Source organism: Streptomyces lacaronensis, from assembly GCF_047337785.1.
GTDB lineage: Bacteria > Actinomycetota > Actinomycetes > Streptomycetales > Streptomycetaceae > Streptomyces > Streptomyces lycopersici.
In genome coordinates, this window is sequence record NZ_JBLHDK010000003.1 from 9,999,481 (window position 1) to 10,012,430 (window position 12,950).

The 12,950-nt window shown below is 71.6% G+C and carries 9 protein-coding genes; all 9 read left to right on the plus strand.

The genetic code is table 11. From position 1 onward, the window contains the following. Window positions 1–3 precede the first annotated feature (3 nt). Window positions 4–1,920, plus strand: coding sequence for an asparagine synthase (glutamine-hydrolyzing) (asnB, locus tag ACMTAK_RS43240; protein ID WP_413811198.1), 1,917 nt, complete (start codon window positions 4–6; stop codon window positions 1,918–1,920). Continuing rightward, window positions 1,917–4,121, plus strand: coding sequence for a bi-domain-containing oxidoreductase (locus tag ACMTAK_RS43245; protein ID WP_413811199.1), 2,205 nt, complete (start codon window positions 1,917–1,919; stop codon window positions 4,119–4,121). The genes asnB and ACMTAK_RS43245 overlap by 4 nt, the downstream gene beginning before the upstream one ends. Further along, window positions 4,118–6,076 (plus strand): alginate lyase family protein, encoded by a 1,959-nt coding sequence (locus ACMTAK_RS43250; protein ID WP_413811200.1) that lies wholly within the window; start codon window positions 4,118–4,120, stop codon window positions 6,074–6,076. The genes ACMTAK_RS43245 and ACMTAK_RS43250 overlap by 4 nt, the downstream gene beginning before the upstream one ends. 198 nt (window positions 6,077–6,274) lie before the next feature. After that, window positions 6,275–7,810: a right-handed parallel beta-helix repeat-containing protein gene (locus ACMTAK_RS43255; RefSeq protein WP_413811201.1), complete on the plus strand. Its 1,536-nt coding sequence runs from the start codon at window positions 6,275–6,277 to the stop codon at window positions 7,808–7,810. Between the two features lies 1 nt (window position 7,811). After that, window positions 7,812–9,038: an O-antigen ligase domain-containing protein gene (locus ACMTAK_RS43260; RefSeq protein ID WP_413811202.1), complete on the plus strand. Its 1,227-nt coding sequence runs from the start codon at window positions 7,812–7,814 to the stop codon at window positions 9,036–9,038. A 2-nt stretch (window positions 9,039–9,040) separates the two neighbouring features. Next, entirely contained in the window at window positions 9,041–10,261 is a 1,221-nt protein-coding gene (locus ACMTAK_RS43265; protein WP_413813171.1) for a glycosyltransferase, read from the plus strand. Continuing rightward, complete coding sequence (locus ACMTAK_RS43270) at window positions 10,262–11,497, plus strand: class I SAM-dependent methyltransferase (RefSeq protein ID WP_413811203.1); 1,236 nt, start codon at window positions 10,262–10,264, stop codon at window positions 11,495–11,497. It abuts the gene before it with no gap. Window positions 11,498–11,508: 11 nt separating this feature from the next. After that, window positions 11,509–12,303, plus strand: a complete 795-nt coding sequence (locus ACMTAK_RS43275) for a glycosyltransferase family protein (RefSeq protein ID WP_413811204.1) — start codon at window positions 11,509–11,511, stop codon at window positions 12,301–12,303. After that, entirely contained in the window at window positions 12,300–12,947 is a 648-nt protein-coding gene (locus tag ACMTAK_RS43280; protein WP_413811205.1) for a PIG-L deacetylase family protein, read from the plus strand. Before ACMTAK_RS43275 ends, ACMTAK_RS43280 begins: the two co-directional genes overlap by 4 nt. The last annotated feature ends 3 nt before the right edge of the window (window positions 12,948–12,950 follow it).

Below are 12,950 nucleotides of genomic sequence, written 5' to 3' on the forward strand. Positions count from 1 at the left end.
GACATGTGTGGCATCGCAGGCACCTACCGATGGCCGGACGGGAAGGCCGTGGCCGACCGGCTCACCGATACCCTCGCCCACCGCGGTCCGGACGGGACGGGCCGGTACAGCCACCCCGCCGGCGTTGGCGAAGTGCACCTCGGGCACCGCCGGCTGGCCATCATCGACCTGTCCGGGACCGGCGCCCAGCCGATGGTCTCGGACGGCCTCGTCCTCACGTACAACGGCGAGCTGTACAACGCGCCCGAGCTGCGGGCCGAACTGGCGGCCGCCGGAGTGCGCTTCCGCGGCACCTCCGACACCGAGGTGCTGCTGGAGGCGTGGCGGCGCTGGGGCACCGACTGCCTGCCCCGGCTGCGCGGCATGTTCGCGTTCGGGATCTTCGACGAGCGCACCGGTGAACTGGTCCTCGCCCGCGACCAGTTGGGCATCAAGCCGCTGTTCCTGCTCCGGCGCGGCGAGGGCCTGGTGTTCGCCTCCGAACTCAAGGCGCTCGCCGCCGTGACCGGCGGGTCGCTGGAGGTGGACCATGCGGCGCTGGTGGCCTCGCTGCTGTACTACTGGGTGCCGGACTCGCGCTGCGCGTTCCGCGAAGCGGAGAAGCTGCCGCCGGGGAGCTGGCTGCGGTGCCGGCCCGACGGCCGGGTGGAGCGCGGCCGGTTCTGGAACCTCAAGGACGTCGCCGCCGAGGGCCGGGAGCGGGCCCGCAGCGGTGAGCAGCCGGACCTCGCCGCCATCGTCGAGGAGTCGACCCGTCGGCACCTGCTCTCCGACGTGCCCGTGGCGACCTTCCTCTCCGGCGGGCTCGACTCCAGCTACCTGACCGCTCTGGCGGCCCGCCACCAACCCGGGATCTCCGCCTACACGATCGGGTTCCGCGCCGAGGACGCCAGGTTCGAGGCGATGCCGGACGACCTGCGCTATGCCCGGCGGGTGGCCGAGCGGTTCGGCGTCGACCTGCATGAGATCGAGATCGCTCCGAACGTGCTCGACCTGCTGCCGCGGATGACGTACCACCTGGACGAGCCGATCGGCGACCCCGCCGCGATCAACACGTTCCTGATCTGCTCGGCCGCCCGGGAGGCCGGGGTCAAGGTGATGCTCTCGGGGATGGGTGCCGACGAGCTGTTCGCCGGTTACCGCAAGCACCTGGCCAACCTGATCGCGCTGCGCTACCAGCGCGTCCCGCGGCCCCTGCGGCGCGGGGTGTCCAGGGCCGTGGACCGGCTGCCGGTGGCCACGGCCCGCCGGGGGTACCGGTCGGTGCGCTTCGCGAAGCGGTTCCTCTCCTTCGCCGATCTGCCGGAGGAGACCGCCTTCCGGCGCAGCTACACCATGTACGACCAGGACGAGCTGCTCGCATTGATCGATCCGGACCTGGCCGGGACGGTCGAGGACGTGCTGACCGAGCATGCGGATGTCTACCAGGACAACGACCTCGACGACTTCGTCAACCGCATGTGCCTGGGCGACGCCCGGATGTTCCTGCCCGGCCTGAACCTCACGTACACGGACCGGTCGAGCATGGCCGCGTCGACCGAGGTGCGGGTGCCGTATGTGGACGTCGAAGTGGTCAGGGCGGCGTTCGCCGTGCCCGGTGACCGCAAGATCGTCGGACGGCAGGGGAAGGCCGTCCTCAAGGAGGCGGCCACCTCGATCCTGCCCCGGGAGATCGTGTACCGGCCCAAGGGCCTGTTCAGCGCCCCGTTGCGCGCCTGGATGAGCCGGGATCTGGCACCGCTGGTGCGCGAGGTGGTGCACGACGGCGTGCTCGTCCGTTCCGGGTTCCTGCGCCGTGACGCGCTGGCGCGGATGGTCGCCGAGGACGCCGCCGGGCAGCGGGACTTCTCCAAGCATCTGTGGCATGTGCTGACCCTCGAGTACTGGTATCGCGGCGCGACTTCTGGGGAGTTTGAGTGAAGCAGGTTGTGCAGAATTACAAGAGCGGCGAACTGGCGCTGCTCGATGTGCCGGTGCCGGGGTGCAAGCCGGGCGGTGTGCTGGTCCGCAGCGCCTACTCGCTGATATCCACCGGGACCGAGCTCATGAAGGTGTCCGAGGCCGGCATGTCGATGGTGGGCAAGGCCCGCTCCCGGCCGGACCAGGTGGCCAAGGTCATGCAGAGCGTGGCCACCAACGGGGTGGGCGCCACCTACCGCAAGGTGATGGGCAAGCTGGACTCCTACACGCCACTCGGCTACTCGCTGTGCGGGGTGGTCGAGCAGGTCGGCGCCGGGATCGACGATGTGAAGGTCGGCGACCTCGTGGCCTGCGCCGGCAATGAGCACGCGCTGCACGCCGAGCTGAACTGGGTGCCGAAGAACCTCTACGCCCCGGTGCCGGACGGCCTCGCGCCGCGGCACGCGGCCTTCGGCACGGTCGGGTCGATCGCGTTGCAGGGCGTCCGCCGCGGTGAACCACAGCTCGGCGACGTGGCGCTGGTCATCGGCCTCGGGCTGATCGGGCAGCTGGTGGTGCAGCTCCTTACCGCCTCGGGAGTCCGCGTCATCGGGGCCGACCCCGACCCGGTGCGCTGCGAGCTCGCCGAGCGCTTGTCCGCGGCGGCCTGCGGCGATCCCGCCTCCGCGGCCGTGGAGACCGCCGTCGCCGAACTCACCGGCGGCCTTGGCGTGGACCAGGTGTATCTGGCCGCCGGCGGCGGCAGCAACCAGCCCGTCGAGCTGGCCGCCCGGCTGAGCCGGGACCGCGGCCGGGTCGTCGACATCGGCAAGTGCCGCCTGGACCTGCCGTGGAACGCGTATTACGAGAAGGAACTCGACGTCCGGTTCTCCCGCAGTTACGGCCCCGGGCGCTACGACCCGGAGTACGAGCTCGAGGGGCGGGACTACCCGATCGGCTACGTGCGCTGGACCGAGCGCCGCAACCTGGCGTGTTTCCTCGATCTCCTCGCCCGCGGCAGCGTCGACGTGGAGCCCCTGGTCTCCCACATGGCCGACTTCGACGACGCGGTCGAGACGTACCGGCGGCTGAAGGACGGCGACCTGAAGGCCGTGGCGGTGCTGTTCCGGTACCCCGACCACCCCGGCCGAGTCACGGAAGCGGGGGCCCCCGAGGTGGCCGTGCCCGCGGTGCGACGCGGCGGCGGAGCGTCCGCCCCGGCCCGGTACGCCAACGCGTCGGTGCGGCTGGCGTTCGTCGGCGCGGGAAACTACGCGACGTCGATGCTGCTGCCGCACCTGGAACGGCGCGATGGCGTCGAGTTGGCCACGGTCGTCACCACGACGGCGCTGTCCGCGGCCAACGCGAAGCGCAAGTTCGGCTTCGCCGAGGCGACCACCGATCTCGACGCCGTGCTCGGCGACCCGTCCATCGACGCGGTGTTCGTGGTCACCCGCCACAGCTCGCACGCCGAACTGACCCAAAGGGCGCTGCGGGCCGGCAAGGCGGTGTTCGTGGAGAAGCCCCTGGCCCTCACCGAGGACGAGCTGGCCGGCGTACTCACGGCGGTGGAGGAGTCCGGCAACGACCGGCTTCAGGTGGGCTTCAACCGCCGGTTCGCGCCGCTGCTGCTTCAGGCCAGGAAGCGGTTCGGCTCCCGGACCGGGCCGGGACACCTCCGCTACCTGGTCAACGCGGGCCGCCTCGAGCACGGCAGCTGGTACCTCCAACAGGGCACCGAGGGCTCGCGGTTCGCCGGCGAGGGCGGACACTTCATCGACACGGCCGGCTGGTTGCTCGGGGCCGACCCGGTCTCGGTGTACGCGGTCGCCACGTCCGGCAACGAGGACCTCCAGGTCGTGCTGCGCTACCCGGACGGGTCCACCGCCACCATCGCCTACGTCACCACCGGCTCGCCGGGCTTCCCCAAGGAGACGCTGGACCTGATCGCGGACGGCAAGGTGCTGCGGCTCGACGACTTCGTCCGTGCCTCGCTGTATTTGGACGGCAGGGCCGGCCGCGACCGGTGGGTCAGTTCGCGGCTGCCCAAGGCCCGGGACAAGGGCCAGTCCGCCGAGCTGGCCGCGTTCATCAAGGCCGTACGGACCGGCGGGCCGATGCCGGTGCCGCTGGAGTCGCTGGTCGCCACCACGGCGGCCACCCTCGCCGTGCGGGCCGGCCTGGCCGGCGGTGCGCCGGTGACGTTGGCGAGGACGCGATGACCATGGGCGCGGGCTGGTACCTGCGGCGGCTGTCCCGGATGGGGCCGCGTGAGGTCGGCGGCCGGGTGGGCGACGCGGTGCGCAGGCGGCGGTGGCGGTCGGCGCGGCCGGACTGCCCGAGCGTGACCGGCGCCCGGTTCACCGCGGTACTGCCCGCGGGGACGATCGCCGCGGTGCCACCGGACGCCGCGAAACGCCTCATCGCCGAGGCGGACCGGCTGATGGCCGGGCACGCCGAGTACTTCGGGGTGGTCCGCGACGACCTGGCCGACCCGGACTGGTGGTACGACCCGAAGACCGGGCGCCGGGCTCCGCGGGGCTACGCCTTCGACGTGCCGTACCGCGACGAGGACGCGGTCGGGGACATCAAGCAGATCTGGGAGCCGTCCCGGCACCAGTACCTCACCCAGCTCGCCGCCGCCTACGCGATCACCGGGGACGAGCGGTACGCCGAGCGGGTGGCCGAGCACCTGCGGTCGTGGTGGACGGCCAACGCGCCGCTGCGCGGAGTGCACTGGACCAGCGGCATCGAGCTGGGGATCCGGCTGCTGTCGTGGGTGTGGATCCGCCGGCTCCTCGACGGCTGGCCGGGCGCGGCCGGGCTGTTCGAGGGCAACCCGGTGGCGCTGAACCAGATCTGGCACCACCAGCGCTGGCTGGCCGCCTTCCCGAGCCGGGGCTCTTCGGCGAACAACCATGTCATCGCCGAGGCCGCCGGGCAGTTCGCCGCGGCCTGCGCGTTCGGGTGGTTCCCCTCCTCGGCGCGCTGGCGGGCCGGCGCGCTGCGGTCGCTGGAGCGGCAGCTGCGAAACAACACCTTCGACTCCGGCCTCAACCGCGAGCTGGCCACCGAGTATCACGGACTGGTGCTGGAGCTCGGCCTGGCCGCGCTGGCCGAGGCGGACGCCGCGGGCAGGCCGGTCCCCGCGTCGATCCGGCTGGTGCTGCTGCGGATGACCGACGCGCTCGCGGCCATCGTGGACAGCCGGCTACGGCCGCCGCGCCAGGGGGACGCCGACGACGGGCACGGTCTGGTCGTGGACGGCGCGGGCACCGACCGCTGGGCCTCGCTGCTGGCCACCGGGGACGCCGTGTTCGGCCGGCTCGCCTGGTGGCCCGCGGTGACCGGCACCGATGTGCGCACCCCGCTGCTGGCCGCGCTCATCCGTCCGTACCCGAAGAAGGGAACCGCACCGGCCGTGTCCCGCCCGCCAAGCCGCCCGGCCCACTTCGCCGACGCGGGGCTCACCATCCTGCGCGGTCCGGAGGAGATCTGGTGCCGCTGCGACGGTGGTCCGCACGGCTTCCTGTCCATCGCCGCGCACGCCCACGCGGACGCGCTGTCCGTGGAGGTCCGGCACGACGGGGTCGATGTGCTCGCCGACCCGGGGACGTACTGCTACCACGGGCAGCCCGAGTGGCGGCAGTACTTCCGGTCGACCCTCGGCCACAACACCCTGCGATTGGACGACGGTGACCAGTCCGTCTCCGGCGGCCCGTTCCTGTGGACCCGGCATGCCCGCAGCCGTGTCCTGGCCGCGGACACCTCCGGCGAGGGTGTGGCCCGCTGGTGTGCCGAGCACGACGGCTACCAGGGCTCCGTGCACCGCCGCCGGGTGGAGCTGACGGCCGCGGCCAGGGAGCTGAGGGTGGTGGACGAGGTGCGCGGCCCGCGCCGGGACGTGCACCTGGCGTTCCACCTCGGCCCGGCGATCGCCGCGGACCTGGTGGACAACCGGGCACGGCTCACCTGGACCCGGGACGGCGAGGACCGCTCCGCGGTGCTCGACCTGCCGGGGCAACTGGCCTGGCGGGCACATCGCGGCGAGACCGGACCGCCGCTGGGCTGGTACTCCGCCGGCTTCGGGCGCAAGGAACCCACCACCACACTGGTCGGCACCGGCTTCGCCGACGGCGCGCAGGGGTTCACCACCGTACTCAGGTTCCGCGGCTAGGGGGCGTCTTGTCGATCAGGCTGGATCAGCGAGCGGCGTCTGGTGCGGGGGGCACCTCCCAGCGGCAGCTGGGGGAGCATCGCAAGCCGCGTGAGAAGAGCGCAGCGGCGCCGCGTGCGACGAGCGCGGGGCCGCGAGGTGCCGTGCCGGGCGTCGGGAGCCCGGCATGATCGGCAAGACGCCCCCCAGGGGGGACGCATGGTGATCAAGCGGCGGAACTGGGCGTTACCGGTGGCGGTGGCGGCGCTCGTCCTGCTGGCGGCGACCGGCTGCGAGAGCACGCCGGGCGCCCCGGCGGCGGAGCCGACCGCCGCGCCGTCCACGTCCGCGGCCCGGTCCGTGGCCCGGGTGTGCGCCAATCCCGCGGCCGGGCCGGCGAAGGCGCCGGCGGGCGCGGTGACGGTCGACCCCGCGGTGGTCGGTGACCTGGCGGCGAAGACCAAGAGCAACCCCCCGAACACCACGTTCTGGCTACGACCGGGCAAGCACAGGCTCGACCCGGACCGCTATGCCCAGGTCATCCCCAAGGAGGGGAACCGCTACCTCGGCGCGCCCGGCGCGGTGTTCGACGGCCGGAGGAAGAACCAGTACGCGTTCGGCGGCACCGCCCGCGACGTCACCATCCGCTACCTGACCGTGCGACGTTTCGTGGCGCCACCGGACGAGGGCGTGGTCAACCATGACTCGGCCGACGGATGGGTGATCGAGCACGCCACGATCCAGGACAACTCCGGCGCCGGGCTGATGGCCGGTGCCCGCCAGCGAGTCCGCGCCAGCTGCCTGCGCGACAACGGCCAGTACGGCATGAACGCGTACAAGGCCAAAGGCCGGATCGGTGGCCTGGTGGTCGAGGGCAACGAGATCGTGGGCAACAACACCGGCGACTGGGAGCGGCGGCGGAAGGGCTGCGGCTGCACCGGAGGCATCAAGTTCTGGGCCGTCAACGGCGCCGACATACGCGGCAATTGGGTGCACGACAACCGTGGAACCGGGTTGTGGGCGGACACCAACAACAACGACTTCCGCATCGAGAACAACGTGCTCGAGGACAACGACGGTGCCGCGCTGATCTACGAGACCAGCTATAACGCGGTCATCCGGAAGAACACGATCCGGCGGAACAACTGGGTCGAGGGCCGCAGGGAGGCCGACCGCGGCGACAACTTCCCCTATCCGACCGTCTACGTGTCCGAGTCCGGTGGCGAACCGCGTATCGAGGCCCGCACCGACAAGATCGAGATCTACCGGAACGCGCTGGAGAACAACTGGTCCGGGATCACCCTGTGGGAAAACGCCGACCGGTTCTGCAACAGCCCGGCCAACACCTCGTCCGGTGACTGCACCTTGCTGGTCCGGGACACCGACCGCTGCGCGGAACCGGCGATCGACAAGCCACCGCTCTACGCCGACTGCCGGTGGAAGACCCAGCGGGTGGACATCCACGACAACCGCTTCGTGCTGGACACGTCCGTCGTCAAGTGCACGGTGAAGTGCGACCGAATGGCGGTGCTGGCCAACTACGGCACCTATCCGGACTGGTCCCCGTACCAGGGCGAAGGGGTGGCCGAGGCGATCACCCACGAGCAGCACAACCGCTGGCACGACAACGTCTACCTCGGACCATGGATGTTCGTCGCCTACGACCCGAGCCGGGTACTCGACTCCGGGCAGTGGCAGAGCACGCCGTACCAGCAGGACGCGGGCAGCACCTTCCGCGCACGGGACGGTGGCTGAGATGGGCGGGGGTCACACACCGAAGATCGTCGGGACGGTCTGGGGGCTGCTGGTCCTCAACACGCTCGGCTCCGCCGGGGCGAAGACCATCGTCCCGCTGCCCCGCTCCCTCATCCAGATGGTCACCATGGGCGCGCTGGTCGCCGCGTTCGCGCTGGCGCTCGCGGTCAATCTCCGGCCGCGCATCCGAGCCAGTGCGTATGTGTTCCTGCTCACCCTGCTGCTGGTGACGAGCGTGATCTCCAGCGCGCACCTGGAATCCGGGTTCGGCGCGCTGTTCCGCTGCACCCGGCTGGCTCTCTTCGTCGGCACGCTCTGGCTGCTCAGCCGCTGGTGGGACGGCAGCCTGACGTTCGTCCGGCACCACATCCGGATGTACCTCGCGGTGCTCGGGTCGGTGGCCGTCGGCCTGGTCGTCTCCCCGGGCGCGGCCCTGCCCGACCTCTACGGCGGGCGGCTGGTCGGCGCGCTGTGGCCGCTCACCCCGCCGCAGATCGGACAGTACGCAGCGGTGATCACCGGGCTCACCGTGCTGCTCGTACTGGGCCGCCGGACCGACAGGGCCGGCGCGGTGGTGGTCATCGTGCCGTCACTCGTCCTGCTCGCGCTGACCCACACCCGGACGGCCACGCTCGGCCTGTTCCTCGGCCTGGCGTTGGCGATCGGCTCGCTCCTCCTCACCAGCGCCGCGGCCCGCCGCTTCTTCACCTGGGCGGTGCTGTGCGCCACCGTGGCCGCGGTGGGGTTCGCCTCCGTGCTCCAGGCGTGGTTCCTGCGCGGACAGAGCCAGGAGAACTTCTCCAGCCTCACCGGCCGGGCCAAGGTCTGGGACGCCCTGCTGGCCGCGCCCCGGACGCCCGGGGAGAAGTGGTTCGGCGTGGGCCTGGGCGACAAGTCGTTCGGCGGGCTGCCGATCGACAACAGCTGGCTGGCCGTCTACAACGAGCAGGGTCTGGTCGGCGTCACCCTTGTCGCCGCGATCGTCATCGTGCTGGGCGGCGTCGCGTTGCTGCGGCCACCGTCGCTGGAGAGGGCCTGCGCGATCTTTCTGATCAGCTACTGCGCGATCGCGTCGTACACCGAGGCCGGTCTTGGCGACGCCTCGCCGTATCTGCTGCATCTGGCCCTGGCCGCCACGCTGTTGGCGGCGCCTGCCGCTCCTCTCGCGACGCGCGAAACCCCTCCACGACACATTCCGCGCTGGGCCCGGAGATCGGAGGTTCCTTGAGCATGCACGTCCTCGTGGTGCACAACCGCTACGCCTCGGCGCAGCCGAGCGGGGAGAACAAGGTCGTCGACCAGGAGGTGGCGCTGCTGCGCGCGGCCGGCCATCGGGTCGGGGTGTTCGAGCGGCGCAGCGACGACATCGCCGCCCGGTCCCTCCTCGGCAAGGCCGCGGTGCCGCTCCTCGTGCCGTGGAACCCGGCGGTCCGCGCGGAGCTCGCCGCCCGGCTGCGCATCGAGCGGCCGGACGTGGTCCATGTCCACAACGTCTTCCCGCTCTTGTCGCCCGCGGTGCTCGCCGCCTGCGCCGACGCCGGTGTGCCCGCCGTCGCCACGCTGCACAACTACACCCAGGTCTGCCCTCCCGGCACGCTTCAGCGGGACGGGAGGCCGTGCGCCGAGTGCGTCGGCTCCGCACCACTGCCCGCCGTCCGGCACGGCTGCTACCGCGGTTCCCGCCTTGCGACGGTGCCGCTCGCGGTCAGCCTGTCGGTCAACCGGCGGCGTTGGTGGTCCGGCGTGGAGCGGTTCTTCTGCATCTCCGCGGCGCAGCGCGACGTCCTGGTACGGGCCGGCATGCCGGCCGAGCGGCTGGCGGTGAAGCACAACTTCGTGCCCGACCCGGGCGCCCGCCGAGCAGGCGGGGGAGAGCATCTGCTCTGTCTCGGCCGGCTCGCGGAGGCCAAGGGCATTCGGCTGCTCATGGCCGCGTGGGACGAGATCGCGGCGAGCGGCGGTGTGGGCGTACCGCTCGTGATAGCGGGTGCGGGGCCACTGGAGCGAGAGGTGACCGCCTGGGCGGCGGGCCGGGACGACGTGGCTTTCGTCGGCCTGTTGGACCCGGCGGAGTGCGCCAAGGCCATCGCGCGGTCGGTCGCCGTGGTGGCTCCCTCGACATGGCTGGAGGCGTTCGGCCTGGTGGTCGTCGAGGCGATGGCGGCCGGGGTCCCGGTCGTCGCCGCCGGTCACGGCTCCTTCGTCGAACTCGTCGAGGACGGCGTGACCGGGCTGCTGCACCAGCCTGGCGAGCCCGCCTCGCTCGCGGCCCGCATGCGCCGGATCGCGGCCGAGCCGGCCCTGAGCCGGGAGATGGGCCAGGCAGCCCGGCTCCGTTACGAACAGGGTTTCAGCCCGGCCGTCGGGCTGGAGCGCCTGGAGGAGGAGTACCGCACCGCGATCGCGGGTCGGTCGGAATCAATGGGGGACGGAATCAATGGGGGGCAGTAGATGACACGATGCCGACTCTGCGGCTCGGCGACGCTGGCGAGCGTCGTCGATCTCGGGGCGACGCCACCGTGCGAGAGCTTTCTCGCCGCGGACCAACTGGACCAGCCGGAGCCCGCGTACCCGCTGCACCTGCGGGTCTGCACCGACTGCTGGCTCGCGCAGATCCCGCCGCTGATCACGCCGGAGGAGACGTTCGAGGAGTACGCGTACTTCTCCTCGTACTCGACCTCCTGGGTGGAGCACGCGCGCACGTACGTCGCCGAGGCCGCGGACCGGGTGGGGCTGGGGTCCGACGCCTTCGTGGTCGAGGTCGCGAGCAACGACGGATACCTGCTGAAGCACGTGGTGGACCGGGGGATCCGCTGCCTGGGGATCGAGCCGTCGGTGAACGTCGGCGCCGCGGCCCGCGAGGCGGGTGTGCCCACGCTCACGGAGTTCCTGAGCCCGGAAACCGGCGCGGCCGTACGCGCCGAGCACGGCCCGGCGAACCTGGTCGTGGCGAACAACGTGTACGCGCACATCCCCGACGTGATCGGCTTCACGCGGGGGCTGCGCGCCCTGGTCGCCGACGACGGCTGGGTCTCCATCGAGGTGCAGCACCTGCTGACCCTGATCGAGGAGAACCAGTACGACACGATCTACCACGAGCACTTCCAGTACTACACGGTCGCGTCCGCGACCCGGGCGCTGGCGAGCGGCGGACTCGCGCTCGTGGACGTCGAGCTGCTGCCCACGCACGGCGGCTCCATCCGGCTGTGGGCCCGGCCGATCGAGGCGGCCGGTGAGCCGACTGGGCAGGTGGCCGACGTGCTCGACCGGGAGAAGGCCGCCGGGCTGCAGGAGCTTTCCGGGTACACCGAGTTCTCCGCCCGGGTGGCCAAGGTGCGCCGGGATCTGCTGCGGTTCCTCATCGAGGCGGCCGAGCGCGGCGAGACGGTCGTCGGCTACGGCGCCCCGGGCAAGGGCAACACCCTGCTCAACCACTGCGGCATCCGGCCCGACCTGCTCCCGTACACGGTCGACCGCAACCCCTACAAGCACGGCAGGTTCACCCCTGGCACCCGCATCCCGATCCTGTCGCCCGAGCGGATAGCCGCCGACAAACCGGACTACGTGCTCGTCCTCCCGTGGAACCTGCGGGCCGAGCTGGTCGAGCAGCTGTCCTTCGTACACGACTGGGGCGGCCGACTGGTCTTTCCCATCCCGGAACTGAGCATTGCCGAGGTCGCGTCTTGAAAGGTCACAGCATGAAGGTCGTCCTGTTCTGCGGCGGTTACGGGATGCGGATGCGGAGCGGTGCCGCGGACGACGTGCCCAAGCCGATGGCGATGGTCGGCCCCAGGCCGCTGATCTGGCACGTCATGCGCTACTACGCGCACTTCGGGCACACGGAGTTCATCCTGTGCCTCGGGTACGGGGCCCACCACATCAAGGACTTCTTCCTCAACTACGAGGAGACGGCGTCCAACGACTTCGTGCTGCGCGGCGGGCGGACCGAGCTGCTGTCCACCGACATCTCGGACTGGACGATCACGTTCGCGCAGACCGGCGTCGAGTCGCCGATCGGGGAGCGGCTGCGCCGGGTGCGGCACCACCTGGACGGCGACGAGATGTTCCTCGCCAACTACGCCGACGTGCTCACCGACGCCCCGCTGCCGGAGATGATCGAGAAGTTCGCCCTGCGCGACGCCGGTGCGTCGATGATGGTGGTGCCGCCGCAGTCCTCGTTCCACTGCGTGGATCTGGGCGAGGACGGCCTGGTGGGCGGCATCACCGCGGTGAGCGAACTGCCGCTGTGGGAGAACGGCGGCTACTTCGTGCTCCGCCAGGAGGTCTTCGACCACATCCCGGAGAACGGGGACCTGGTCGCCGACGGATGCGCCCAACTGGCCAAGCGCGGCCGGCTGGTGGCGCACCAGCACCGCGGCTTCTGGAAGCCGACCGACACCGTGAAGGAACGGGCCGCGCTCGACGCCGCCTACGTCCGGGGCGACCGCCCGTGGGCCGTATGGGAACGGGACGGCGCGGGGGCGAGGGCGTGATCCGTCTCCACACCGGGCGCCTGGACCGGATCGTCGCCATGGGCGCGCACTGCGACGACATCGCCATCGGCGCCGGCGGCACGCTGCTGACGCTGTGCCGCGCGCGGCCGGGCGTCCGCGTCGACGCGCTGGTGCTCACCGGCGGTGGTGGTGAGCGGGAGCAGGAGGAGGCGGCCGCGCTCGCCGCCTTCTGCCCGGACGCCGACCTGCGGCTGACCGTGCACAAGCTCCCCGACGGTCGGCTGCCCGCGCACTGGGACGAGGCCAAGGCCGCGGTCGAGGAACTGCGCGCGCGGACCGAGCCGGATCTGGTGCTGGCGCCGCGCACCGATGACGCGCACCAGGATCACCGCGGCCTGGCGCAGCTGATACCCACCGCCTTCCGCGACCACGTCGTGCTCGGCTACGAGATCGTCAAGTGGGACGGCGACCTCGGCCCCCTCGCGGCGTACCAGCCACTGTCACCGGAGACCGCCGAACAGAAGGTGCGGCTGCTGCAGGAGCACTACCCCTCGCAGCGGCACCGGCCCTGGTACGACCGGGAGGCCTTCCTCGGCCTCGCGCGGATCCGCGGCATCGAATGCCACGAGCGATACGCCGAAGCGTTCGCCGTCACCAAACTCACGCTCAACCTGGGGGGTTGACCC